The organism is Bradyrhizobium sp. AUGA SZCCT0182 (assembly GCF_018130185.1).
GTDB lineage: Bacteria > Pseudomonadota > Alphaproteobacteria > Rhizobiales > Xanthobacteraceae > Bradyrhizobium.
In genome coordinates this window covers 60,536-85,409 of record NZ_JAFCLY010000009.1, presented here as the reverse complement: position 1 = coordinate 85,409, position 24,874 = coordinate 60,536, and the positions used below count along the sequence as shown (strand labels likewise).

Here is a 24,874-nt window from a genome sequence, read left to right as displayed (position 1 = left end):
GTCTTCGGCTGTAACGGACCTTCCCGCCTCTAACAGCCGTCGGCACGCCTGCAGGCTGTCTTCGTATTGGCCTATTTGGCTAAGCTGGGTGCGATCGTGGCGAACCTCTTTATGCTGGATTTCGATAATCGACGTTGAGGAGCGGCATACGGTAGTCGGCCGACAGTTCCAGCTCGTCGTCGGCTTCAAGTAGTGCGAGGGCTTGGTTGCGATTATGCGCGGAATCCTGCCAGGGACGATCGTGCAGTTCGCCTGGGATATCGTACCGGGCAAAATCTCGAATGATTTCCTGAGTTCCCTCCGTGGAACCGGTATCGCAAATCACCCAACTATTAATAATCGGCTGCACCGGTGCGAGGCAACGTCGGATCACGGCCGACTCGTTTTTGACGATCATGGAAAGACAAATGCGCCGCTTACTCATGAGTACTGACCGAATAATTTAGTTCAACGGTAGGGCCGGTACATACTGACCCAGCAATCGATTTAGTGAGCGACATAGCCCTCCGAATTCATCATCTCGTCCTTAGCGGGATCATGAATCGGACAGCTCGAGACCATCACTAATGATCATGACCCTTGAGCCCTGTCTTGGTCAGGGAACCGAGGGCAACGCGTTAACCTCCTCTGGCCGATCAGCCCTTCAATGCTCATATGTTTGCCATCGATCCACGCCGGGGGGCAGTCGAAAGTCCCATCAATGCTAACCGTGCCATTGCAGCGGGTGGCTTGCAACCGAATTTGAGGTATGTTAGCGGCGCAATTCATGGTAGGCCGCCTCCAAGTAGGAGGGCGCGTGTGACGGCAGACTTGGAGGCAGCGCGTGAATGGTTCACATGCGCCGCAAAGGCGGGGATTACAGACGCTCAAGCCGCCTTGGCGGAAATGCTGGTCAACGGACGCGATCGGTCCGCCGCTCTCGCTGCGGCGCAAAAGCTGTGTGAGCAGGCTGCAGCCCCAAGGACATAGCGGCGCAATGTTTGTGCTGGGCGCGATCAATCTGCCGTTCGATCGCAATTGCCGCCGAGACTTGGTTTCGCGCCGCGTTGGAACGAGGCCATGGCCAGGCGCAAGTGATGCTTAGACGCTATCTATGCAACGGAGCGGCGTGACATCGTGATCCAAGCCCTGCTTGTTGTTGGTTAGAAAGCGCAGGGAATTGAGGAAGCGGATGCCGAACTTGCGGAGCTTAACTGAGCAAAACAATTCAAGTTTAGTAAGCGCTCGCGAAGAATTAATGCCTGTCGAACTGTGCATTGAGGAGGTGTTCAAGTGCAAGAAATCGACGTCGCTAGTGCGTTCGAGGCAGTCTACAACGAAGACCGCTGGAGCAATGGTTCTGGTCCCGGATCTCTCCCCAGCAGTACGATTGAATATCGCTCTTTCTTGGAAAGGTTTATCCAGGAAAATGAAGTAAGGACGGTGACCGATCTAGGATGTGGTGACTGGCAGTTTTCCCGTTATATAAATTGGTCATCGGTACGATATACTGGTCTCGATGTTGTTCAGTCGCTGATAGATGAAAATAATAAACGGTATGCTGCAGATAATATTAGCTTTCAGCTTTCCAGAAATCTTGACTCGTTGCCGGGTGGCGACTTGCTCATCGCAAAGGAAATGTTGCAGCATCTTCCCAATAAACTCATTGCCGCTTATCTCGAGGTGATTTCCCAGCGATATAAGTTTGCATTGCTTACTAATAGCATAGCGCCGGGAAGTGGTGTGAATAGCGATATCGAGGCTGGCGGATATCGGCCGTTGCGTTTGGAGGCAGCTCCGTTTCATGCGCGAGGAGCTATAGTTCTTATTTATTATCCGAGAAATGACCATCAGATTTGGCGGAACGCCGTCTTTCTAATGTTGGGCAGTTGAAATAGGCCAGGGTAGAATCCGTCACCTTGAGGGAAACGGATATGAAAAGCGATCCTGCGGGAGCAGGAAGCGGGCTCGAAGACGGGGGGTGTTTGCCGCAAGCACGGCATCAGCAGCGCGATCTACAAATGGAAGGCCAAGTACGGTAGCCTGGCCGTATCGGAAGCTCGGCGCCTTAAGGTCTTTGCCGACCGAAGTTGTTGGCTGAGGCAATACTCGGCAACGCCATGCTAAAGGACTCAACTCAAAAATAGCGTCGCAAGGCGGCAGGCTGTGGCCGCCTTTGCTTGAGTTTTGAGGGTCAGTCAGCGGCGGGCGCGTGAAGTGATTGGGGCTGATCGGTCCTCGGTGCGCCACGAAGCAATGCGTGAATCGTAAGGCCGCCTCGCTCAGATGCGGCTGACGATTTGGACCCGTGCGAAATGCCTATCGACCGATTATTCGGAATTGCCCCACCTGCGACCGCGCTTCGCCGCGCGATCGGTTTGGTTGAGCAAGAAAAAGTTGCAGAAGCGCTGCCACTGCTGACCCGGGCACCGGCGGCTGGATTGGCTGAGGCCAAGCAAATCGGGCGGCTTTATCTTAAGGGAAAATGCTCGCCGTCGTGCTCGTGGGACCAACGCGCAAGTCGGCGCCCACCATTGTACGGCCACGCGAATGAGTTGACCCAAACCGCGGCTCCGCAGGTTTTTGAGTCGATGTCTTTGAGAAGGACGCAGGAAAAGCGGACTTTGTAAATCTCGAAAGAGCCGACAACGCCACCGGCATAAAACGTGACAAATAGTGCCGCACAAACCCATTTCATTGTCTGCCCTTCCGATGACGGCATAATGATAGCGGCATTACCGGCTAATTTACACTCCGCGCTATGCGCTTTTTGACCGGCCGGCGTTGCTGGCTGCGACGACCATACTGAACAGACATTCATCAGCGTGCAAAACACCGCTGCGCTCTTGAACGGCCTCCTGTCCCGGATGTCTCTCACAGATGAAGGCTCCTTGACACAATCGGATTACTTCCGAGAAGAACGCGGCGAAGTGGTCAGCTTGCCGAAGGGTCGGTATCTTTGCGTCCGCACGGAGCGATTGATCTGCCAGAAGTAGAAGTGCGGCTCACCATTCGTCTCGGTAAGGAAGAGGGCCTCCTTGGCTGGTCTCAAACAGACCTTTCAGCTGCAAGCAAAACGGCCACGAAAACCATTGCGGACTTCGAGAGGGGAGCGAGAGAACCATATTCGCGTACTATCGAAGATGTGCGTGGCGCGCTTGAGAATGCGGGCATCGTGTTCATCGAGGAAAACGGCGGAGGACCTGGGGTCCGCCTTCGGAAGGCAAAAGATTCTGCTCGACCTAAATAAAGCGAGCGTGAAGTAAAAACGTCCAAGTGCATCATGTGAGCCAAATCTCTGCCGCAGGGCTTTGTCGCGGCTGCTCGATTTCGACGCCGCATTTTATTGCAGTCAGCCGCCGCCAGGGAGGCTGGCCGGATCACTGCATGGCCGGTCACCTCGTATCTTCACTGGCTCAGCCCGTCGATTTCACCGCGTCCCAATCCTCCGAAGGCCGCCGTTTGGGTTGATGAGGCTTGCTCGGCCACGTTGGCGGTCTTAAGAAAGGTGTCTAGGGCTGGCGGCGGCAGGAATCGTTGCGCCGCTGCGGTGTTGGGAGGTGAAGGGCAGGGGAGGGTGCAATGACGGTTGCTGAATTGATCGAGAAGTTATTGGCGCTTCCGGATAAGACTGCGCGCGTGGTGAAAAGTCCCGGACCATTTGATGGCTTGAATGAACCAGGCGTCATTTATGACGGCTATGTCGACCGGGATATGCAATTTCCAGCTCAGGCCACTGATCCAGACGCGATCTACGTCGTCTATCTTTGAAGGCGCATTACTCAGGGACCACATGCGCGCTGCGATTTTCGGTGTCTCTTGGCGTTCTATTCGAGCTTCGTAATCGAGTATCTTCGTTGGGTCACAGAGGTAAGTAAGGCAATCCCGTTGTTGACTCCAATGCCCTCGAAGAGAAATCGGTCAAGCTAGAGCGCTTCTGCCAGCAAGACCAGAATTCCAAAAAGCCTGTTATGCAAGCCGTGGAGCAGGTTCTGGGTAAGAAGTAGGGGCGTTGGCATTTTTGAGAACACGCTCACGGCCCCGATTGCGTCTTCTTGTGGAGTTAGACCGGAAGTGAGCGGCGCGGTCAAATCGACGCGAACCAAAGCGGACGTAAACGCCGCGACGCGGTAGCAGTGGACAAGGCTCGTCACCCCGCCGGCAATCTTAGTTGCACCATAATGCACCGCAGTCTTATGGGTAATGAAGGGAGCTTGGGGTGATGATTCCTTCCGAAAAATTCGCGCTCTTTATCGACGGCCTGAACCTCCACTACACGGCGAAAGCCCTGGACTTCAGCATTGATTTCAAGAGGCTTCTCGCCGAGTTCAGGACGCGCGGCGTGCTTGTGCGTGCTTATTACTACACGATCATCGCCGAAGAGTTTCAAACGACCCGGCCCCTCATCGATTGGCTCGACTATAACGGTTTCACAGTGCGTACGAACTCGGTCAAAGAGTTCGATGATGGTCAGGGCCGGCGGAAATACAAGCGCAATATTGGAATTGAACTCGCAGTCGATGCGGTCGAGATTGCGAAGCATGTAGACCACATATTGTTGTTTTCTGGGGACGGCGATTTTCGTCGCCTTGTGGAAGCAATCCAGCGCCTCGGTCCTCGCGTCACAGTCGTATCAAGCATGCGAACGAAACCTGCGATGGTCGCTGACGAATTGCGTCGGCAGGCGGATACGTTCCTCGAATTGGATGACCTCAAGGTTGCGATAGGGCGGACAAAGGAGGAGAGCAGAATGCGCAACCAGAGGGATAAGTTTTCGTAGGGAGGCATTCTCGACATGCCTCCACCGGCCGCTTGAAGCATCAACCCACCTGGAACCCGACTGATGCGTGCACGATTGTTCTTGAAAGTTGCGCGAGCAAGATCACGCGTCCACTGCTTGACACTCCCCCATGGAGTACAGTGTCCCAGTGGAAACTGAAGGCCGAGTCCCATCCCGGACATTATTTCAACACCAGAACGCCGGCAGCCGTGCCGATCCGCCCGCGGCGAGGTTGCCGAAGGTAGACCTAGACCGCATCCAGTTCCACAATTAACCCGCAGCGACCGTATCAAGCTTAATATGCGAGTTTTGTTGCCGCGTGCGAACGTACGCCTACCATTCCGGGTAGTCGTTCGGATTTGAGAGGTGTCCGGATCACCAATCAAGCGTACCGCTCGACTAGGGGCGTCGCTGTAGGCGGCGTCCCGCCCAAACCTATCCTGCTGCACGCTTCACGGGACTGCCATGTTGAGTGTCGAGCAAGTGCTGAAGTCCGCAGGTCGAGAACGTCGTGCGATCGGCCGGACGCGCATCAATCGGAGCGCACTGTTATACTTTCATGGCGGGGCCGGTGTCTTTCCTTGCTGGGTTCGCGACGTAACGAATTCCGGAGCCAGCCTTCGTTTGGAGCGGCTGAACGTATTGCCGGTGGAATTCGATCTGTCGTTCGATAATTTTCGGACGGTTCGGGAGTGTCGTTTGGTCTGGCGAGACGCTGACTTCGTCGGTGTCGCGTTCAGGACCTGACCTTTGGGATCCAAAGCATGACGAAACGCGAACGCGGCGATCTAATTTATGGGGTCGTCGCGAGTGCGCTCGCATTTGTATTCATGATCATCATGATTTTCTCGCTATGAAGGTTTAGCGACCCAACACCCTTGATCAACGGCCAAGTCTGTGTCTTCGCCGATGTGGTTTGGGCTTCGGAGGGTCTGTTCCAGTAATTGCGCGATACCACGCGGCGTCTGATTGTGCGCGCGCTGGCAGCGGCAAGATTGGATTGTCCACGATAGAACTGACTTAGGCCTAGGTAGCAATCGGTGCGCACGGGTCCGTGAGGTATTGCTTCGCAGTTCATCTGCGCGCTCGCAACGACGGGAAAGACAGCCAACGAGGTTGCTACGACACCTGCGGTCCAATATGTCATGCCGCCTCCAGGCGATTTGCTCGCGCTGGCCGGTCAGACTTTCATCAATCGCTTGTCTTGTTCGCCTGTGACGGAAGGCGCGGATGCTTGCAACTTCGGCTGTCGTTGCGGCACTCTCCGAGTTAATGGCATGGATGCGGGATCAACCTTAATCAACGAAGGCTTGGTCGTTCGGTTCGTATGCGGGGCAATAAGCTGTCCGCCCTCCCGCGCCCGTGACATTATCGGCTAAGCGGCGGTCATGAAGCAGTAGCGCGAGCGAACTCGCTCGAGGGTTAGAACCGCGCTGGCCCCTCGAGCGAGTCCACACACGCCGCGCCGCCGGTTACGGAAGCTAATGATCCCTTCGATGGCGTCTGCACTGAGAACAACACAAGTAGGGGAAACTCATACCGTGTGGCAAAAGAGCTACGGTAGTCAGGTGGCGCGGCGTTTGGTTTCGGCGAGGGTTCGATCCGACCTGTCGTTTCACAATCCTTTTTGAGCTGAGATGCAAAAAATACGTGAAAGCTCTTGGCTCACGGCCGGGTTGGTGTCTAATCTTCGTTTTTGGTCTGCTTTTTTGGTCAGCTTTTTTTGAGGCCTTATATGAATTATTCCCAAATGAAGAACGAACGTCTGTTGGCGTTTTACGAGAACGTCCGTCAGCAAGTCGCCTTGGATGCAGGAAGCCGCTATCGCTTTGCAGGCGAGGGCGTCCGCGCATACGCGGATAAGCTTCGCGAAGAAATGGACCGACGGCGGCTTACGTTCATGCCCATCAATTGGCCGGAGGATGGCCGCTGAGTATGGGAAACCAAAATCGAGGTGCCAATTCAGGTTCGCGAACTGGTCGCGCTCGGCATTGAAAATGCTAAAGAGGCGCTGGTCTCTCTTCTTCGTGTGGCTAGATCGATTTCACACAGCTCTGCGGAATAGCGCGGCGTGTGCCCGGCCGTCCCAAACGGCAGCCCGGGCTTTTTGCTATGCCGAAGCGTGCTGTGCTGCCCTTTAAGGGACTAGTTACTAGTCATTGTCAAGCTTACCGCCATTGCAGATAGGTCGCGACGAGCGATAGCGAATTTCCGAAACGCTTTAATCCAACCAGCCCGGTTGGCGGTCGCCATGGAGGCCCACTATGTTCAAGGGCTTCGTGATTGCAGTCTTGCTTATGCTTGGTGCATCGCAGCTGGATCAGTACTTCTGTAATGGCAGGTACACAGACGGTACCATGTCAATGCTGCGACAAATCAGGCACTCCTTTCGCAGTTGAAGGTCGCTTCGGCGGACGCCGCTGCGCGCAGCGTCCCGCGTCGGTAGTGGGCTGAGGGTCCGCAAACGAATGGTGCCTCGGGGTTTGGCGCAGTCGATCGCTCCGAGCCCTATAACTTCCGCAAGTTAGTTCCGGCCAGCGATTTTTGCTCGCCCTTTGCGCGGCTTCGCGCGCCTTCGTATCCGAGAGCTGCCCAAGGAAACCGAAAACCGCCGCTTTGAAAATCGGCAGCCTGGTGTCACTAAATTTTGACCGGCCTTATTTTCGCAGCCAAGCCTTTTGACGTGATGCGGTATGCGGCGTCGTTCCCTTCGCCCCTGCGTTCAACCCAGCCGTTTCCGAGCAGTTTCGATATTAGTTTCGAGCTGTTCGGCAAACTCGCCGCACGCTGCCAATTAGTGTCACGCAAATACTGTAGAAACTGCCGTTCACGATGCGTGATTGCAGACTGCTCTTTAGTCTCAAACTCGACGCCGATCCGGTTCTTTTTGATCCAAACAATCCTACAGGTCCGAACGATCCGATCCTGCTCGGTCATCAATTGGAAGCAATTCGGGACAAACGAGGCGTCGGGAACATCCAGGGCCGCGCCGTCATCGGACATATTTGCAATTCGACACCGCGTGCTCGAGCCCGATGCCGAAATGTAGGCCATTTCGTCAACGTCGGTCCGCAGTGACCTTCTGCGCTCGTCGATCATCGAGGTCATTCAGCAGAACGATACGCCAAGGCGCGTTCCTTTTCGCCATATGACGGTGCAGGAATAGATTTTCTTTTTTCGAACAACGATCAAAGTGAACTGATCGGGGACCAAACTTTGGGGAACTGCGTCCAACGCAGCGCCAATTTCCGAAAGATTGCGGATAACGCAGGGGACGGACAAGTCTCCGAACCTCATCAAGCCGCTATCGAGGACTTTGCGGCGCGGCGCGTTGCGTGCTTCGGTATCCGCTATTGCGATGGTTGGCATCGGCTCACCTGTGAAAACTAATCGTTAACGGTGGGCCCAATCCGTAAAGCGTCCGTAAAGCGGGCCGGAAACTTACAGACGCGCTTAAAGTTTGGCTAACGCGCCGGCCAGCCTAATTCGGGTTTTGAAGAAGACGAGCCAGATGTCAAATATACCGTTCGGCAGATATGATGCGCGAGCAAAACTTAAAATCTGTAATTTACAGAAGCTTTGACGATTTGCAGCGTGGGCGAAATTCGCGCTGATACGAAATCGTTGGCGTTGGTTCCGTCAATAGTGGGATTGCCAGCACGTCGTGATGCAGCCGCTTCTTGGCCACCTCGAGCGTCCGCTGGCTGACTCACTTCATTCCACGACCAGGCGCGCCGGATTGTAGCCTTTGATCAATCCATTCGCCGACAGTGATTTTGCTGCAATCGACGTGTTCGCTCGTGCTCACGGCGTCCAGCAAGCTTCGGAACTTTGCGCGGGCCTCGGTCTTCGTACCGTCGGCAATTCTCGGAGGAGCCCGCGCAGATAATCTGGCAAGTACAAGCTGTGCTGCTCTCAATCGCTATTTTGAGGTACCTCTTTCGCCGCTTGATGTCCGTAGTCTTACGGTCTCTCAATCTAGGAAAGAGCTTTGACTTCTAACCGGATGAATCATAACCAATTTTGCGGCGCCATCGATTCATAGTTAAATCAATCTATGTCGTGTTGCACTGGACGGTAATTAGAATTTGCGGCAAGTTGCACTCATTGAGTTAAGGGACGGCCTCGCGAATAGCAGCACGAAGGAATGAGGTCTGCGATTTTGTCTCTGATCAAATCAAGAGACGCGACAAAAAAATTTCGAACATGCGCGGTCCTTCTGGGACTCGACATGAATAGGGCAGGGATTATGGCGTTCGGAGTAATTTCACAATAGTTCCAGATTCTCTCCAGTGTCAGCGCGTTTGCGTTGATCGCGCCGAAAATCGGCGGTGTCTTGTGAGATACCTTTCGAGCGATCGCACCTGCTCTGCGTTAGCAGAGGAGTGAGCCGTGGGTCGCGTTGCGTTTACTAAAAAGGCAGAGCCGGTCGACGGGTCCGAGATCGAATCGCGTGGCCGCGTATTTTTTACACCGAAGTCGGAGCCGGTAAAGGTAGAGCCTGGGATCGATTGGTCAGAGATCGAATCTCGCCTCCGCGAAATTGCAGTAATAGTTCGAGGTAATTCGGTCGATCAGTCGGAGCCTATCGTGCGTGATCCGCCGGTGACTACGCCGAGCGACGCCGCCGTTACGCTGTCGCCGTATCAAGACGCTTTTTCAGAATTCCAGGCGGCTGAAACATCCGCTTCTATGCCGTCTCAACCAGCCGGAGCGCTCAACCGCGTCCGGGCAAATTTCAACTAACAATCGATTTCACGAATTTTAGGACAAATATAAAATGGCTACTCAGACAACCGGCGGCGGCAGCACCACTTCATTCTCGAATACGCCCCAAGCCAAAGATGACCTGTATAGCTGGACCGAAAACGCGCTCGCGCTATCGAGTTATTACAATGTCGCGACCCGCATCGTCACCTTCGACGTGATGAGTAATGACCTTGGGGGAAATGCAAAAACACTTTTTTCAGTCGACGACGGTAACGGCAACGCGCTCGCCCCCGATGCACAGCTGTTAGTCGCGGACCCGCTTACCGGTGGCATCTCGGCGTGGGAAAAAACGGCGTTAAACAACTGGGTTCGAATCAACAACGGAAAAGTCGAATACAAGCTCGACAATGGCGGGGCAGCTGCGGCGGGCAGGGATCTCAACACGCTCTCCGCAACGGATCAGATTAACGACGTGTTCGTTTACGCCATCCGCCTCGCCAACGGCACGCTTAGCCAAGCGCGCGTTTTGATCAACATCCAAGGCGAAAATGATGGCGCAACCATCACAGGGACGTACACAGGCACCGTTGTTGAGGCCGGAGGGACGAGCAACAGTACTCCGGGCACACCGACCGTAACAGGCACCCTCACCGTTACCGATGTGGATGCAGGCGAAAATCATTTTCAAAATCCCTCAGCGGCCGCGCTGACCGGTACATATGGAAACTTCACGTTCAATTCGACAACGGGAGCCTGGAGTTTCACGCTTGATAACGCCAAACCTGCGACGGAGGCTCTCGCCGCCGGGCAAATTGTTCATCAGACCCTTACGGTAACATCTGCAGACGGCACGACTAGCCGTACGATCGACGTCACCATCACCGGCAGCAATGATGCGCCAGTGATCACCGTGCAGGATCTGATTGGTGCGGTCACCGAGCAGGTCACCCCAGCCGGCAATCTCACCGACAGCGGCACCATCTCGTTCAGCGATGTCGACCTCACCGACGTGCATCTGGTGTCCCTGACTGGCACCCCGGTCGGCACCACTCTGGGCTCGCTTAGCGCGGTCAAGAATTCCGATACTACGGGAACCGGCACTGGCGGCCAGCTGACCTGGACCTACACGGTTGCGGATTCAGCGGTCGAGTATCTCGCCGCCGGCCAGACCAAGGTCGAGAGCTTCACCATCACGCTGAATGACCAGCATGGTGGCCTGATCACCAAGCAGATCGACGTCACCATCACCGGCACCAATGATATCCCCGTGATCACGGTGCTGGATCTGATTGGCGCGGTCACCGAGCAGGTGACTCCGGCCGGCAACCTGACTGACAGCGGTATCCTCACGTTTGGCGACGTCGACTTAACCGACGTGCATCTGGTTTCTGCCACCGGCATCCCGGTCGGCTCGGTGCTGGGCGCACTCACCGCGGTCAAGAACAGCGACACCACCGGCACCGGCAGCGGGGGCCAACTGACCTGGACCTATACGGTTGCGGATTCGGCGGTGGAGTATCTCGCCGCCGGCCAGACCAAGGTCGAGAGCTTCACCATCACGCTCAACGACCAGCATGGTGGCCTGATCACTAAGCAGATCGACGTCACCGTCACCGGCACCAACGACGCCCCGGAGATCTCGGCGGCGGTTGCAACCGGCGCGGTCACCGAAGACGACGACGCGACGACTCTGTCGACCACCGGCACCATCACCTTCGACGACATCGATCTGGTCGATGTGCATTCCGCCAGCGCCACCGCGGCCCCCGGCAATACGCTCGGCGGCACGCTGACGCCGGTTGTGACCGACGCGGCGACCGGCGCCGGCGACGGCACCGTGACCTGGACCTACAACGTCGCCAACAGCGCCACCCAGTACCTGGCGGTCGGCGAGACCGCGACCGAGAGCTTCACCGTCACCATTTCGGACGGCAACGGCGGCACCGACACGCAATCGGTCACCGTCACCGTCACCGGCACCAACGACGCCCCCGTGCTGAGCGACACCACCAACCCGACGGCGGTTGCGGAACTGAGCAATGGCTCGGCGCAGGATCTGGCGGCGATCACCGGTAATTTCTCGCTCAGCGATATCGACGTTGGCGATACGCTGACGGCGAGCATTGTGGGCAGCCCGACGGTCCTGCTCAACGGCGGTGCATTCACCTTGCCGGCGGGGGCTGCGGCGCTGACGGCAGGCGGGGCCTTTACGGTCGCCGGGGCGAGCTCGAATGGCGGCGCCGTCAACATCGGCTACAACTACGATCCGGCGGCAGCCAACCTCGACTTCCTGCGTTTAGGCCAGAGCCTGACCATCACCTATGTGGTGCAGGTCAATGACGGCACGACGAACTCAGGCACACAAGACGTGACGTTCACTATCACCGGGACCAATGATGCGCCGGTGCTGAGCGACACAACCAATCCAGGGGCAGTGGCCGAGCTGGCCGCCGCTTCGGCGCAGGATCTGGCTGCGATCAACGGCACCTTCTCGGTCGCCGACCTCGACGTGGGCGACACGCTGACCGCTTCGGTGGTTGGCAGCCCGACGGTGCTGCTCAATGGCGGCGCATTCTCGCTACCGGCTGGCGCCGCGGCGCTGACTGCTGGCGGCGCCTTCACGCTCACCGGCACGACCTCGACCGGGAGTGCAGTCAACATCGGCTACAGCTACGATCCCGCGGCAGCTAACCTCGACTTCCTGCAAGCAGGTCAACAGCTGACTATCACCTATCAGGTCAGGGTCAATGATGGCACGACGGACTCCGCCATTCAGGACGTCACGTTCACCATCACCGGCACCAACGATGCGCCAGTCAATACGATGCCTGGCTCACAAACCATAAATGAGGACACGGCAAGAGTCTTCAGCTCAGCCAACGGCAATCAGATCAGCATCTCTGATGTGGATAATGCGACCCATACGGTGACCCTGACTGCCACCAACGGCGCCGTGACGTTAAACGCCATCGCTGGGCTGTCCTTCAGCATCGGAGACGGAACGTCAGACGGAACGATGACGTTTAGTGGAACGGACGCCAACATCAATGCCGCTTTGAATGGTCTGAGCTACCAGCCAAATTCCAATTTTGTTGGGTTCGGGTCAATTCAAATTGTCACGTCGGATGCTGCATCAGCGTCGGACGGGGATACTGTGAACATCACTGTCGCTGCGGTGAACGACGCGCCCGTGAATACGGTACCAGGTGCACAGACAACACCCGTGAATACGAACGAGAATCTTAGCGGCCTCTTAAGTATCTCGGATGATGCAACCTCGGGCAGTTTGACGGTTACGCTCGGTATTACCAATGGCACGCTAACGGTGAGTGGCGGTACTGCCGTCGTCGGCGGCAACAATTCGGCGTCTGTGACCCTGACGGGTACGGCGGCGGCGATTAACTCCACGCTCGCCGCAAGCGTAACCTACGTGCCCACAAGCAATTTCGTGGGTAATGCCACTCTTACGATGACAACCAATGACAACGGAAACACTGGGACCGGGGGACCACTGACCGATGTTGACACGGTTACGATATCGGTGACCAGCCCGAGTTCAGTTACCCTGACGACCGGCACGGATACGGTCTTCTTTTCATCCGGCACGAATACCGTAACTGCACCACTTAATACGATGGCCGCTGCACAGGCGGATAAGCTGACTGGCGGAACCGGTACGGATACACTTAATATCACGGGAAGCAATCTTAACTCGTTCACCTTTGGTAATGGTACTGGAAACACTCTTCTCACAAATTTCGAAACCATAAATGTCACTGACACGAACACCGGAAACCATACCGTCACTCTCACATTCGCGTCGACGTTCCAAAATAACGGGACGCTGACCATTAACGGCTCAGGCATTACGAACAATGCAGACCTGACGGTGAATGCGAGCGCGGTTACGACCGGCGCGTTTGTTATAACCGGTGGCGCTGACGACGATATTATCAGTACAGGGTCTGGCAACGATACAATCACAGGCGGTAGCGGTACCGACACCATCACTGGTGGCGGAGGTCAGGATACGTTGTCGGGTGGCACTGGCGCCGATACCTTTGTTTTCGCCGCTGGCAGTAGCGGAACGCCCTCTAACACAAATTTCGACAAGATAACCGATTACGCATCGGGCTCGGATTCAATCGACTTTGGCGCCACAAACATTACGCAGGGCACCAACACGACCGCTGGAGCTGTCGCCGGGCATGCTGCCGTAGCCTCCGGAGTGGTCACGTTCGCCGCTGCCGATGACACGCTCGCGGAGCGAATCGTGGCGGTGAATGACGCACTCGAGGACATCAACAATGACGGCAGCGGGAACGATGCTGTCGCGGGCGAAACCCTGGTCTTCGGATTTGGATCGGACTCGTACATCTACATTTCCGACGGTGTCCTAGGTGTTGGTGCCAACGATGTGCTGATCCAGCTGGCAGGCATCGCCAGTGGTCCCGGTACCGATCAGCTTACCCTTTCGGGCGGAAGTATTACGGCGTTAGCTCCAGCCGGCGTCGCCGGGTCTCCGATCAACCTCGCATTGACCAACCCGGCCGATGCCATTGGCGACGTCACTGTGACCATTGCCGGGGTTCCTTCCAGCTGGAGCTTGAGCGAAGGTACGGATAACGGCGATGGCAGTTGGACGATCCAGTCCGATAACGTCTCTAAGCTCACCGTCACTTCACCACACACTTATTTGGGGGCAATGGTTCTCCATGTCACGCAAAGCTGGACGAACACCGACGGTAGCAGTGGCTACTTGATGGTCACCGACAACGTCGAAGTCTACGCCCCGGGATCTCCAATTTTCGCGATTTCGGGCGACGACAACCTGACCGGCTCAAACGGCTACGACATGTTCGTGTTCGCCCAGCCTATCGGGCATGACGTGATCTACAGTTTTGACGCCGCCTCAGACCAGATTGATCTGATCGGTTATGCAGACTTCACCGGGTTCAGCGACATCCAGGCGCACCTCGTCAGCAACGCTGCTGGCGACGCGGTAATCACGTTGTCTGATGGGCAGTCTATTACCCTGAAAGGGGTAGATGCCGCTTCGCTCGATGCGAATGACTTCGTGTTTGACCAAACCCCGGTCACGGAGAATGCTGGCCACATGGTGATCAGTGATGGCGCGATCCTGCCTTTGAGCGGCATCATCAACAATACTGGGACAATCGAGCTCAACTCGACTGGCAGCGAGACCGACCTTCAGCTGATACAGCATGGAATTACCCTGCAGGGGGGCGGCCACGTCGGGATGTCGGACAGCGTCGGAAACGTCATCAGTGGCACCGTTTCGGATGTTACGCTCACCAACGTCGACAACATTATCGAGGGTGCGGGTCAAATCGGGGCCGGCCAGCTGATCCTCATCAACGAGGGGACCATCATCGCTTCCGGTACCAACACGCTCGAGATCGATACCGGATCGAACATCATCATCAACGTCGGAACGCTTGAGGCCACCGGCAGCGGCGGCTTGGTCATAGAGAGCAATGTCGAAAATTCAGGTCAGCTATGGGCCCATGGAGGTGACATCACGGTCCATGGTGATGTGACTGGAAACGGCACGGCATTGATCGATGGCGTAGCCACGATCGAGTTCGCAGGCGCGTCTTCTACGAACGTTACCATTGATGCGGATGCTACCGGCACACTGAGGCTTGGCGACTCCTTCGACTTCAGCGGGTTGGTATCCGGTTTCAACGCGGATGATCACTTTGACCTTGACGATATCGTCTTCGGATCCAACACCAGCGTGAGCTATGTCGAGAACGAAGCGGGCAACGGCGGTACGCTGTCGGTAACAGACGGAGTGCATGCCGCAAACCTTGGTCTGCTTGGCCAATACTCGGCAGACGGCTTCACGCTGGCCTCGGATGATATCAGCGGCACGCTCGTTTCCTATCGAGACCAACTGCATATCTGAGAGCGATGATGAACTGAAGTCGCCATTGGCGAGACCCTAACTTCGAGCGACGGCGTTCACACCGCCAACATCTCGTTGCTCGGCGACTACTCGGCGGACGGCTTCGCATTCTCTGCAGACGATACGACGGGCACACTTCTGTCATACCGTCACGATCTGATCTAGCTGACCGACGGAATTCTCTGGGTGCGGTGCGGAGCTGATGGGGCGATGCCCGACGATGGTTTTGGAAGGCGAGAAGGAGTATGACCAGGGCAGGGGTAGGCTTGGCCTGGAGCGTTCATAAATGGCGATCAGGATCGGCGAGGTAAAGTCGTCCAGCCTTTCGGATGACAAGAAGGAAGTCATCGTCGGCGGAAGTGGGAAGTATATTGGCGACGTAGAGCTGAAAATCGCGCGCGAGTGCCTGGGCGATTTTATCGATGCCCTCGTCAGCGCGCGGGGGACGCTTGAGCCAACCCCTGCAGTAGCACTTCCCAGTGCGGACTCCGCCGTGGTTCCCGAGCGGAATGCTCGATCGGGAGGCAACCCGAATGAAGTCAGATTTGAAATCCCGAAGACCTTCGCCGTGACGGCGGACACCGAGGGCAGGGGCCTGGTCCTGCTTATTCTCAATCACCGGCTGGAAAACCAGGAAGGCTATGCACTTAGCCCAGATGCCGCAAGACAAGTAGCTGCGGGACTGACCAAGAGCGCGGACGCAGTGCAAGCATCCCCGGTTGCCGGCGAACTAAACAAGTGAGCCCAATACGGATGCGCGTTGAATAGTGAGCAACCCATGGCCAGAAGAACGCTCAATCTTAACGCCGATGTCTAGCCGTTTGGCGGTCGCGGCAGGTTAGCATGTTCCGCGGGCGGTGAACCCACTCGATAATCCTTCTTGGAAAATCTCTTGCGCTCGCCTGAACCTTGCGGAAAGCTTGGCGCAACGGATCTGGGATGTGGTTTTGTGCTGCTGCCTCCTCTGCAAACGACCAGGCAGCATGAACTTGGCTTCGAGACGGCGCCCGTTTCGTTGATGACGCCGTCAACAGCTTGATGTGAGCCCGGTCTTGGCCAATGGGTTGAAAGAGGCTTGCTCGGCCTCGTTGGCGGTTTTAAAACAGATGTTCGGGGCTGGCGGCGGCAGGGATCGTTGCGCCGCTGCCGTGTCGGCGGGAGAAGGGCAGGCGTTACCCCTGGGGAGGGTGCAATGACCGTTGCTGAATTGATCGAGAAATTATTGGCGCTTCCGGATAAGACCGCGCGTGTGGTAAAAAGTCCCGGACCATTTGATGGCTTGAATGAACCGGGCCTCATTTATGATGGCTATGTCGACCGGGATATGCAGTTTCCAGTTCAGGCCACCGATCCGGACGCAATCCACGTCGTTTATCTTTGAACGCGGTTACCGATACGAATGTTTCTTCACCACCTTGAGCCGAGGCATCAACCCGTCGCGAGGGGGGATTTTGCCGCCGAAATGACGCACAAATCGCCTTTATCGAAATTGTACTGTGCGATCGATTTTTAAAACTAAGCCAGTAAAATGGATTTGCGAGCCTGCGGAGGCCCTCGACTGTTTTCTCCGGCGAGGTCATGCTGGCGTACCGGGCAACTGGGTTCGTTTCGTAGTTTCGACCGGTGGTTTTTTCGGAATCGCTGCCGCCCCATCTTCATGGATCGCAACGCTAGCTTCCGCCGCCGCACCGTCCGGTTCTGGTGAACTTGCCGAGATCGCCAACGGATGGCTTTCGAGCCAGAGCCTTCGCGCGAGCTCGGTCGGCTCGATGCCGGTTCGCGTCCACCAATCGACTTCCTTGCCGGCTCGGTGCAGCTCCCGATGATGTCCGCGGCAGAGTGGGACCGTGAACTCGTCGCTGACCTTGAGGCTGAGCCCGCGGGATTGCGCAAAACGCAGATGGTGGGCGTCGCAGGGCTGGCGTCCGCAGACGAGACAGCGTTGTTTGGCCACGAACCGCAAATGGGTCTTGTCCCGCAGGCGCCTCGCCACCGGGATCGACAGCACGCTCTTGTCGATGCGCGGGTGGGTCTCCTGGTGCGCTGACGGCTGGTCTGCGGCTGCGGGGGAAATATCCGCATCCGACGCCCCAGCGAGGAGGGCCAGCCGGACCTGAAACGCCGCCCTGACCTCAGCCCCATCTGACGGGATGAGACTGTTAGCCTTTGGCCATGCTCTCAGAGCCCAGGCGTCGAGATCGGCGTCGAGCGGCAACGCTTCCAGATCGGCCAGCAGCTGATCCCGCTGGATGGCCGAGGCCGCCGACAGGACGGCGCCGACCGGGGTGCCATTCATACCCTTTGCAGATCGCTGTAACGGTTTCGCGCTGGTTGTCTGCATATGACCATTCGAGCCGGTCTTGTTTGTCCGTGGGCCACTTTGCGGGCCTGGTCCGGCGGTCTGAAGGCCGAGATCCGGCGCATCGAGATCGTCCTCGCCTGCGATCCCGACCAGTGTGAATAGGGCATAGCGCCGGGCGTAGGTAAGGGCGGCTCCCATTCGATGGGGCGCCGCCGTCTCCGATACCGGACAGACCGGCCAGTCCGAGGACAGCCATTCGCCTGACGAATGCGCCAGCGTCGTAGTCAGCCGGATTAGTCCGGCGGCGTCATCGATTGACGTGGCCTGAACCGTGGCGATCTCGTGTTTTCCCAAAGATTTACGAACCAGTTCTAATCCACTCGATAAGGAGGCGTAGCGGAAGCTGCGGTCGCCCTCGCGCGGGAAGGGCGACCGAATGGTGGCGGTAAGCGACTTCTCTGGATTCTCGATTTCCGCCTGCGCTTTAGCCAGGGCGGCGGCTATGTTGCTGATCGACTGGCTAGTACGTTGCATGGGTGCTTCCTTTGAAAAATGGCAAGGCGCTATTGGGCGGTCAAGAGTTCGACCTGGATCGCTAAGACGAGGCCGGCGGCGACGAGTTCGTTTTCCAGCTCCGCGGTAAAGCCGGACAAAAATTCGTCGTGCTGGCAGGCGGGCCTGAATGCGCGCAGCTGGCCCCAGAGGGAGACCAGCAGCTCTAAAGCCGCGACATACTGCTCCGGCGGATCGCAGGACGGGTCCAGATGGGGAAAGTCGAAGGGAGATTGCATCGGCGCATCCACGTCCTAACCTTTTGCAAGTCGCTTCGGCTTCCAACCGTCATCTCGATCGAAGCACTCGGCCGAGCCTATTCGGCGGCTTGGAGCTCAAAGCTGATCGCGCCGGACTTCGAACGTTTGGCACGGATGCCGTGACCTTTGGCCTCCTTGGCATCCTCTTGCACCAGCTTCTTGAGCTCGACCTTGGCCGCCTCGTGATCGAGGAAGGCGGCTCGGGTTCGGCAAAACACGCCTGCTAATTCCGCCCAGGAATTGGACGTGCTCATGTCCACGACCCTGACCGCCTCGATCCGCGGCTTGGGCGGCTCGACGCCGAATAGGTGAGGGGTCTCGCCGCTCTCGACGCAGCGCCAGAACTTTTTCTCCGCGGTAATCAACAGGTGCTGATACAGCGGATCGGCCGGAATGGTCATTTCCACCCATTTGCCACCGCCGGTGATGATGGACAGCACCGCGGTGCGGGATGCCGTGACCCACATATTGTGCTGCAGCTGCGGCATGTGTTTCTCGGCCGCGCCTTCCTCGGAGAACGACCACGGCAGCGCGAATTTGGCCTCGAACACCGCGCCCGTCGCCTGGACCCTGCCGTCGAGGGTGGCCGCCATCCACCTCTTGATCGGATGAAACACCTGCCGCTGCACCTCGGTGACGACCTGGCTGGTATTGCGTTCGTACCAGCGCCGGTTGAGGTCCTCGGTCGCGGTGCCGAGCTGAACGATCAGGTTGTTGGAGAGATCCTCGGGCTCGACCTCGCCGCGCTTTTCCCGCCACAGCCGGAGCAGGGCGGCCTCATCGTCGCCCATGATGATCCGGGCGTCTGAGCCGCCGATAAAGGCGCGGCGGTCCCCAGCTTTCAATAGCTTCAACATTCGCGACTCCGATGCTCTATGCTAACTTACTTGTGCTCATTGCACATGTGACAATAGCATAATAGGAAGCCTGTGACAAGTGCACAAGTCAGAATGGCGAGAGCCGCACTAAATTGGACCGTCAGAGACCTGGCCGCGGCGACTGGGCTGCATCGGAATACGATTACGAACATCGAGGTGGGGAGGTATGCCGGGGACCCAGCTACGATCACTTTGATCAAGGAGGTCTTGATCCGTGAGGGTGTAGTATTCATTGACGAGAATGGCGGTGGCCCCGGGGTACGACTGCGAAAGCCCTCAAAAGATAAGTCGCGGAAATAACGGATTCGCCGTGCCGCTGCTTATAGAGGAGAGTGCTGTTAAGATGCCGCCGCGGATCTCGCTAAGGAATGTGCGCTGGGCGGCAACCCCGATCTGTCGAGCTGAGGTTGCCGAGGACGGGACGTCACAGTCGATGAGCTAGCCTTTTGGGCGAGCACTGGAAGCCGCCGGCGTCGAGTTCATCGATGAGAACGGGGGTGGAGGCGGAGTGCGCCTTCGAAAGCCCGCAAGAGATAAGTCTCGAAAATAATTTGGGTGAGCTGCCGACGTGTACGCATGATCGCAGCCAGTGATTGGAATCTCGAAGAATTACTGCGGAGGATGACAGGGCGGGACCGCTTGCGATCAAAGAGGCGGCGCAGAGCGTCGATCGCGGCGTTAAGGGCGTGCATGGCGATGTGTATAGCCGCTATCCTGGAAAGACCGAAGACGGTTGGATCCTCTTTCCGTTTGATGCCGTCCGCGTTGATGTCAGATTGCATGCGGCCTAACCCTCCGCAATAAACCGCAAGCGAGCACCCGCAATTCGCCGGTCCGTGTCGACATTCCTGTTGACAGCGCTAGATCGCGTTACGCGCAGTTCCGTGCATCAACGTTCTGTTAATCGACTCAATGCCAACTATAAGGGAAGCTAAAGAGCCGGTTTAGTTGGCAAAGCTTCACTCCCAGGCGGTGTACATTTTGGGAAAAACTTTTCAGACCAGCGTCTGACGAGACATAAATCCTTTTGAATGGAGACAGCCGTCATGCGACCAGTATCCAAGCCGACCCTACTCGGCAGCGAATCCGAAAGGGAGTACCTCGCCCTCCGCGAAGGGATCGCAAAAGAAATCAAACCCAAAGGTCAAATCGAATGGATGTTTCTTGATGACATCCTCGAAATCCTCTGGGAAATCTTGCGGCTGCGTCGCTACAGAACTCTCATCATCTGCAATACCATTCCCGCAGCCGTCCAGAGCCTGTTAAAGCAGCTGACCTTCGAGCCGGATTTTATCACCAATACGCAAGTCGAAGCAGACGCCATTGCAATGGCCAAGGCCTATTTCCAGGATGCAAAAGCCAAAAAGAAATTCATGGAAATACTCGGTCGGGTCGGATTTGACGAACGGGCCCTTGAAGCGGAAGCGTTTCGACTTGCCATGTCTGACCTGGAGCGGCTGGACAAGATGCTGTCGGCATTGGAACGGCGGCGCAACAAGGCGCTGCGGTTCATTGCAGAATATCGCCGGAGCTTGGCCACACAAATCCAGCGGGTGACGGATCGGATTATCGCCGAAGTCGATGGGCCCAGCCTTGAACCCTCGACCTCACCCGAACATGCCGACTAAAAGACAGCTCGAAGCCAATCGCGCCAACGCCCGCCGGAGCGGCGGTCCGCGCTCGGTCCATGGAAAAGCGCGCGCTAGCCGTAACGCCGTCCGCCACGGTCTGACGCGCCCGGACTTAAGCTCTGACTTTTTGGCAAAGGTCGAAAGGCTTGCCCATCGCCTTGCCGGTAAGAGCAAAAACGAGATCGTATGCGCGTTCGCCCGCGAAGCGGCCGAGGCAAACCTGGAGCTTGCCCGCGTGCGGCGGGTAAAGGTGGGGTTGATCGAACGAGCCAGTGCCTTTGGAGCGTTGGTGCCGCCCAAGCACTTTCGCTGCCAGATGCAGGAAGTTCGATGGTGTATACAAATGGATCTGTGGTTCAGGGGATTACGCGCCACCAGGCCGCCGCAGCCCTTGGCAATTGATCCCTTGGATTCTATGCCGGTGGGAGAGCCGGATCAATTGGCGGAAGCTGCCCGCCGCGTGCTTGGCGAGCTGGTCAGGCTTGACCGATACGAACGTCGCGCAGCGTCGCGACGGCACCGGGCCATTCGCGCGATGTTAAAGGCAAAGACGGAAGATCCCCTCGGCGCATCGTAACCGTTATGCCCAGGGATCGGCCGCCCCCGCTGAAAGCGTGCTATTGTCCACCCCCGGTTTGCTGTCACCAATAGCGATGCCACTACCTCCTAGCTGGGACGGATATGAGGCGGCGGCAAGTGATCAGGTTTGCTCGGTGGTGCGGTGGCGGCGTGGCCGCAATCCGACGCGTTTCGCGCTACTGCTGCTCTGTCCGAAAAGCGATCCGCAAGGTCAGGCCCGCGCCGCAGCATTCCGACAGGGGCTTAAAAGCGCAGGATGGACAATAGGCCGTACTATAACCAATCATGTCTGTGCATATTTAGCCCGGATTGGATGAGCTCGGTCACGGCCTACTGCGTCGATAGGCGCCTGACGTGATTGTCGTCAACAGTCGGCTGCTCAACACCGATTGCTTTTGCAGCCGTCAGCGAACCTATAGCGCGCGGTGACGCGAGAGCTTTCCGAAACCCTGCAACAGCAAACCGCGACTGCCGACGTGCTAAAGGTGATCAGCCGCTCGGCCTTCGATCTCAAGGCTGTCTTGGATACACTTGTTTCGTCGGCCTCCCGCCTTTGCGAGGCCGACAGGGCGCTGATCTTCCTGCGACAGACCGACGTCTACGTTCCCGAGGCGCAATTCAACTGCCCGCCGGATTACCTTGAGTTTATGCAGGCACACCCGATCAAGCCAGACATGCATACGTTTACTGGCCGCGCCGCGCTGACCGCATCCATCGTACATGTGCCGGATGTCTCGATGGACAAGGACTTCCAGTTTTGTGAGGCGCAGCGACGTGCGGGTTACAAGGCGATGCTTTCAGTTCCATTGGTGAGGGAGGGAGAACCGATCGGCGTATTGAGCATGATACGCATGGTTGCCGGCCCGTGTAGCGAGCGGCAGATTGAACTCGTTCAGACGTTCGCAGACCAAGCGGTAATTGCGATCGGCAACACCAGATTGTTTGAGGAAGTGCAGCAGCGAACCCGGGAACTTGCCGCTTCGCTGGACGAGTTGCGCGCCGCGCAGGACCGCCTGGTGCAAACCGAGAAGCTCGCTTCCCTCGGCCAGCTCACGGCAGGCATCGCTCACGAAATCAAGAACCCGCTCAACTTCATCAATAATTTTGCGGCTCTTTCAGCTGAGTTGACCGAGGAGTTGAACGAGGTCCTCAAGCCGGTCGAAATCGGCAGCCAGCTCCGCGCCGAGGTCGACGAACTCACCGGGCTCTTAAAAGACAACCTTAAGAAGGTCGTGCAGCACGGTAAGCGCGCCGATTCCATCGTCAAGAACATGCTGTTGCACTCCCGCGAGGGCATCGGCGAGCGCCGGCCGGCGAACATCAATGCCCTGATCGATGAAAGCTTGAACCTAGCCTATCACGGCGCCCGCGCTGAAAAGTCCGACTTCAACGTCACGCTGGAGCGAGACTTCGACGCCGCTGCCGGCCAGATCGATCTGTTTCCACAGGAGATCACGCGCGTGTTCCTCAACTTGCTTGCAAACGGTTTCTATGCCGTGACCAAGCGCCGCAAGGAAGGCGGCGAGCCCGGCTTTGAGCCAACGCTGCGGGCCAGCACCAAAAACCTCGGCGACACTGTGGAAATTCGCATCCGCGACAACGGGGCTGGCATTCCGTCCAGCGTGAAGGAGAAGATGTTCAACCCCTTTTTCACAACTAAGCCAGCCGGCGAAGGGACCGGTCTGGGCCTGTCGATGAGCCACGACATCATCGTGAAACAACATGGCGGCACAATTGATGTCGATACTGAGCCCGGTCAATTTACGGAATTTCGTATTACCTTGCCACGTTCGAGACAAACCAGAGGTCAGACGTGAGCGTTCTGGTTCTTGTGGTGGACGACGAGCCCGATGTTGAGGAGCTGTTCCGCCAGCAGTTTCGCCGCGATCTGCGAGCGGAGCGTTTTGTCATGGATTTCGCTCGTTTGGCCGCAGATGCTCTAATTCGTATTGCTCGTCCAATCGAGCATTCGCTGATCCTGATCCTCTCCGACATCAACATGCCCGGAATGACCGGACTTGAAATGCTGCCCAAGGTCAAGGAGATACGGCCGGAGGTCCCGGTTATAATGATCACAGCGTATGGCGATCCCGAGACCAAACGCAGGGCGATGGAACGCGGCGCTTCGGGTTTATTGACGAAACCAATTGACTTCGCCTTGTTACGTGAGGAAATCAACAAGCGGCTGGAATGGGTTTGAATTGAGTAAGAGTGTTCGGTGAGACTTCGGCCGAAGCGATGGAGAATCGTTCGCTAATGGCAACCTTTAAGACATGCGCCGCAGTCCGGTCAAACGGATGCGAATGACCCATCGCAATCATTGACTATAGCCTTATCAAAGCGCCTGGTGACGTGCCGCTAAATCGCATTGCTCAACGCCCGCTCGCCGGCCTGGTTAACAAGCAGCGTGATGGCCCGAGCGGCCGAAGTGCTAGAAACAGCATTCAATAAACACGAAGGGAGACTGCTCATGGCGTCGATCACCGCAATTGCAGGCGATTTCTTTGCCGCTTGCGAGACTGGAAAGGGTTGGGAAGTCTGCAAGGCTTACTGTGCTCCAAACGCGACCTTCGCAGCTCAGGCCGAACCGCTTGCAGATATCAAAACACTCGCGGAATACGCGGATTGGATGAAGGGACTCATGTCGATTATGCCGGACGGTAGCTATGAGGTGAGATCCTTTGCCACTGATACCGAGCGGAACAACGTCGCTGCCTATGCTGTCTTTTCCGGTACTCATACCGGTCCCGGTGGTCCGTGCGAGCCGACCGGCAAAAAGACGACCTCGGATTACGTCTATGTGATGCAATTTACCGGCGACAAGATCAGCCATATGACGAAGATTTGGCATTCTGGAATGGCAATGCAGCAACTGGGCTGGGCTTAAGCGGGGAAATTTCTTGCGATCCGAACATGTCTAGCAGGGTAGAGCGTCGCTAGATCAGTCGTATTGACAGACACTCGGTCGGGCGGCAAGAAGCTGGGCGCCCTACAAGACACGCGGACAGCTGAAGAGGACGACGCCTTGCGTTCTCTGGTCCAGGCCGGAAGAGACGTGCGCTTTATCGGCAAAGCGCTGGGTCGGTCCTTCATGGGCGTCCAAGCTCGGGTCAAGAAATTGAAACTCACTTTGGTCTCGGAGCAACGCAGGAATTCCAGCGAGGGCACTTGGGGCGGTGGGCCGTCAAAACGAGTCCTACAGAACGCTTGAAGGCAGCGAAAGAACCTGTCTCCGCGAGTGCGAAGAAGTGACACACGCCGAACTGTATCG

The 24,874-nt window shown here is 57.0% G+C and carries 21 protein-coding genes and 1 pseudogene; 15 read left to right on the top strand and 7 right to left on the bottom strand.

Annotation, left to right across the window (positions count from 1 at the left end):
* Positions 1–109 precede the first annotated feature (109 nt).
* Positions 110–424: a hypothetical protein gene (locus tag JQ611_RS12570; RefSeq protein WP_212465609.1), complete on the bottom strand. Its 315-nt coding sequence runs from the start codon at positions 422–424 to the stop codon at positions 110–112.
* 848 nt (positions 425–1,272) lie between these two features.
* Here JQ611_RS12570 and JQ611_RS12565 point away from each other — a divergent pair.
* The 5 genes and pseudogenes from JQ611_RS12565 to JQ611_RS12545 all read left to right on the top strand — a co-directional run bounded on the left by JQ611_RS12565 (position 1,273) and on the right by JQ611_RS12545 (position 6,692).
* A complete protein-coding gene (locus tag JQ611_RS12565) occupies positions 1,273–1,872 on the top strand; it encodes a class I SAM-dependent methyltransferase (RefSeq protein WP_212465608.1) in 600 nt (199 codons plus the stop codon).
* A 51-nt stretch (positions 1,873–1,923) separates the two neighbouring features.
* Positions 1,924–2,123 (top strand): annotated as a pseudogene (locus JQ611_RS42985) (transposase); the annotation flags it as partial.
* Positions 2,124–3,561: 1,438 nt separating this feature from the next.
* Complete coding sequence (locus JQ611_RS12555; RefSeq protein ID WP_212261410.1) at positions 3,562–3,750, top strand: hypothetical protein; 189 nt, start codon at positions 3,562–3,564, stop codon at positions 3,748–3,750.
* Positions 3,751–4,201: 451 nt separating this feature from the next.
* Entirely contained in the window at positions 4,202–4,759 is a 558-nt protein-coding gene (locus JQ611_RS12550) for an NYN domain-containing protein (RefSeq protein ID WP_212465607.1), read from the top strand.
* 1,735 nt (positions 4,760–6,494) lie between these two features.
* The gene (locus tag JQ611_RS12545; RefSeq protein WP_249133119.1) at positions 6,495–6,692 is read left to right on the top strand and encodes a hypothetical protein; all 198 of its coding nucleotides are present in this window, start codon (positions 6,495–6,497) and stop codon (positions 6,690–6,692) included.
* 707 nt (positions 6,693–7,399) lie between these two features.
* Here JQ611_RS12545 and JQ611_RS12540 read toward each other — a convergent pair.
* Both JQ611_RS12540 and JQ611_RS42980 read right to left on the bottom strand, forming a co-directional pair.
* Complete coding sequence (locus JQ611_RS12540) at positions 7,400–7,858, bottom strand: PilZ domain-containing protein (protein ID WP_249133118.1); 459 nt, start codon at positions 7,856–7,858, stop codon at positions 7,400–7,402.
* A 9-nt stretch (positions 7,859–7,867) separates the two neighbouring features.
* On the bottom strand, positions 7,868–8,128 hold the full coding sequence (locus JQ611_RS42980) for a PilZ domain-containing protein (protein WP_212261408.1): 261 nt from the start codon (positions 8,126–8,128) through the stop codon (positions 7,868–7,870).
* 1,023 nt (positions 8,129–9,151) lie between these two features.
* Here JQ611_RS42980 and JQ611_RS12530 point away from each other — a divergent pair.
* From JQ611_RS12530 to JQ611_RS12515, 4 genes are all read left to right on the top strand, one after another.
* The gene (locus tag JQ611_RS12530) at positions 9,152–9,505 is read left to right on the top strand and encodes a hypothetical protein (RefSeq protein ID WP_212465606.1); all 354 of its coding nucleotides are present in this window, start codon (positions 9,152–9,154) and stop codon (positions 9,503–9,505) included.
* Between the two features lie 34 nt (positions 9,506–9,539).
* Positions 9,540–15,401: a VCBS domain-containing protein gene (locus JQ611_RS12525; protein WP_212465605.1), complete on the top strand. Its 5,862-nt coding sequence runs from the start codon at positions 9,540–9,542 to the stop codon at positions 15,399–15,401.
* 286 nt (positions 15,402–15,687) lie between these two features.
* A complete protein-coding gene (locus JQ611_RS12520; protein WP_212465604.1) occupies positions 15,688–16,143 on the top strand; it encodes a hypothetical protein in 456 nt (151 codons plus the stop codon).
* Between the two features lie 450 nt (positions 16,144–16,593).
* Entirely contained in the window at positions 16,594–16,782 is a 189-nt protein-coding gene (locus JQ611_RS12515) for a hypothetical protein (protein WP_212465603.1), read from the top strand.
* A gap of 195 nt (positions 16,783–16,977) precedes the next feature.
* Here JQ611_RS12515 and JQ611_RS12510 read toward each other — a convergent pair whose 3' ends face one another.
* The 3 genes from JQ611_RS12510 to JQ611_RS12500 form a co-directional block, all read right to left on the bottom strand.
* A complete protein-coding gene (locus tag JQ611_RS12510) occupies positions 16,978–18,237 on the bottom strand; it encodes an ERF family protein (RefSeq protein WP_212465602.1) in 1,260 nt (419 codons plus the stop codon).
* A 29-nt stretch (positions 18,238–18,266) separates the two neighbouring features.
* The gene (locus tag JQ611_RS12505; RefSeq protein WP_212465601.1) at positions 18,267–18,494 is read right to left on the bottom strand and encodes a hypothetical protein; all 228 of its coding nucleotides are present in this window, start codon (positions 18,492–18,494) and stop codon (positions 18,267–18,269) included.
* A gap of 77 nt (positions 18,495–18,571) precedes the next feature.
* Complete coding sequence (locus JQ611_RS12500) at positions 18,572–19,372, bottom strand: YqaJ viral recombinase family protein (protein ID WP_212465600.1); 801 nt, start codon at positions 19,370–19,372, stop codon at positions 18,572–18,574.
* 93 nt (positions 19,373–19,465) lie between these two features.
* Here JQ611_RS12500 and JQ611_RS12495 point away from each other — a divergent pair, with 93 nt between their 5' ends.
* The gene (locus tag JQ611_RS12495) at positions 19,466–19,693 is read left to right on the top strand and encodes a helix-turn-helix transcriptional regulator (protein WP_212038327.1); all 228 of its coding nucleotides are present in this window, start codon (positions 19,466–19,468) and stop codon (positions 19,691–19,693) included.
* Between the two features lie 179 nt (positions 19,694–19,872).
* Here the strand turns inward: JQ611_RS12495 and JQ611_RS12490 are convergent, their stop codons facing one another.
* Entirely contained in the window at positions 19,873–20,175 is a 303-nt protein-coding gene (locus tag JQ611_RS12490; RefSeq protein ID WP_212465599.1) for a hypothetical protein, read from the bottom strand.
* Between the two features lie 264 nt (positions 20,176–20,439).
* On the opposite strand from JQ611_RS12490, the gene JQ611_RS12485 reads away from it, so the two are divergent.
* The 5 genes from JQ611_RS12485 to JQ611_RS12465 all read left to right on the top strand — a co-directional run bounded on the left by JQ611_RS12485 (position 20,440) and on the right by JQ611_RS12465 (position 24,490).
* Positions 20,440–21,021 carry a hypothetical protein gene (locus tag JQ611_RS12485; protein WP_212465598.1) on the top strand — a complete coding sequence of 194 codons (582 nt, stop codon included), beginning with the start codon at positions 20,440–20,442 and terminating at the stop codon, positions 21,019–21,021.
* Positions 21,022–21,151: 130 nt separating this feature from the next.
* The gene (locus tag JQ611_RS12480) at positions 21,152–21,601 is read left to right on the top strand and encodes a hypothetical protein (RefSeq protein ID WP_212465597.1); all 450 of its coding nucleotides are present in this window, start codon (positions 21,152–21,154) and stop codon (positions 21,599–21,601) included.
* Positions 21,602–22,028: 427 nt separating this feature from the next.
* Positions 22,029–23,420 carry a sensor histidine kinase gene (locus JQ611_RS12475; RefSeq protein WP_212465596.1) on the top strand — a complete coding sequence of 464 codons (1,392 nt, stop codon included), beginning with the start codon at positions 22,029–22,031 and terminating at the stop codon, positions 23,418–23,420.
* A complete protein-coding gene (locus tag JQ611_RS12470; protein WP_212465595.1) occupies positions 23,417–23,803 on the top strand; it encodes a response regulator in 387 nt (128 codons plus the stop codon). The genes JQ611_RS12475 and JQ611_RS12470 overlap by 4 nt, the downstream gene beginning before the upstream one ends.
* 270 nt (positions 23,804–24,073) lie before the next feature.
* The gene (locus JQ611_RS12465) at positions 24,074–24,490 is read left to right on the top strand and encodes an ester cyclase (RefSeq protein WP_212465594.1); all 417 of its coding nucleotides are present in this window, start codon (positions 24,074–24,076) and stop codon (positions 24,488–24,490) included.
* The last annotated feature ends 384 nt before the right edge of the window (positions 24,491–24,874 follow it).

Excerpts from the sequence above, each read along its gene's own strand:
- JQ611_RS12570 (WP_212465609.1), bottom strand. The coding sequence starts at position 424 with ATGAGTAAGCGGCGCATTTGTCTTTCCATGATCGTCAAAAACGAGTCG.
- JQ611_RS12555 (WP_212261410.1), top strand. The coding sequence starts at position 3,562 with ATGACGGTTGCTGAATTGATCGAGAAGTTATTGGCGCTTCCGGATAAG.
- JQ611_RS12550 (WP_212465607.1), top strand. The coding sequence starts at position 4,202 with ATGATTCCTTCCGAAAAATTCGCGCTCTTTATCGACGGCCTGAACCTC.
- JQ611_RS12545 (WP_249133119.1), top strand. The coding sequence starts at position 6,495 with ATGAATTATTCCCAAATGAAGAACGAACGTCTGTTGGCGTTTTACGAG.
- JQ611_RS12540 (WP_249133118.1), bottom strand. The coding sequence starts at position 7,858 with ATGATCGACGAGCGCAGAAGGTCACTGCGGACCGACGTTGACGAAATG.
- JQ611_RS42980 (WP_212261408.1), bottom strand. The coding sequence starts at position 8,128 with ATGCCAACCATCGCAATAGCGGATACCGAAGCACGCAACGCGCCGCGC.
- JQ611_RS12525 (WP_212465605.1), top strand. The coding sequence starts at position 9,540 with ATGGCTACTCAGACAACCGGCGGCGGCAGCACCACTTCATTCTCGAAT.
- JQ611_RS12520 (WP_212465604.1), top strand. The coding sequence starts at position 15,688 with ATGGCGATCAGGATCGGCGAGGTAAAGTCGTCCAGCCTTTCGGATGAC.
- JQ611_RS12515 (WP_212465603.1), top strand. The coding sequence starts at position 16,594 with ATGACCGTTGCTGAATTGATCGAGAAATTATTGGCGCTTCCGGATAAG.
- JQ611_RS12510 (WP_212465602.1), bottom strand. The coding sequence starts at position 18,237 with ATGCAACGTACTAGCCAGTCGATCAGCAACATAGCCGCCGCCCTGGCT.
- JQ611_RS12505 (WP_212465601.1), bottom strand. The coding sequence starts at position 18,494 with ATGCAATCTCCCTTCGACTTTCCCCATCTGGACCCGTCCTGCGATCCG.
- JQ611_RS12500 (WP_212465600.1), bottom strand. The coding sequence starts at position 19,372 with ATGTTGAAGCTATTGAAAGCTGGGGACCGCCGCGCCTTTATCGGCGGC.
- JQ611_RS12495 (WP_212038327.1), top strand. The coding sequence starts at position 19,466 with ATGGCGAGAGCCGCACTAAATTGGACCGTCAGAGACCTGGCCGCGGCG.
- JQ611_RS12490 (WP_212465599.1), bottom strand. The coding sequence starts at position 20,175 with ATGCAATCTGACATCAACGCGGACGGCATCAAACGGAAAGAGGATCCA.
- JQ611_RS12485 (WP_212465598.1), top strand. The coding sequence starts at position 20,440 with ATGCGACCAGTATCCAAGCCGACCCTACTCGGCAGCGAATCCGAAAGG.
- JQ611_RS12465 (WP_212465594.1), top strand. The coding sequence starts at position 24,074 with ATGGCGTCGATCACCGCAATTGCAGGCGATTTCTTTGCCGCTTGCGAG.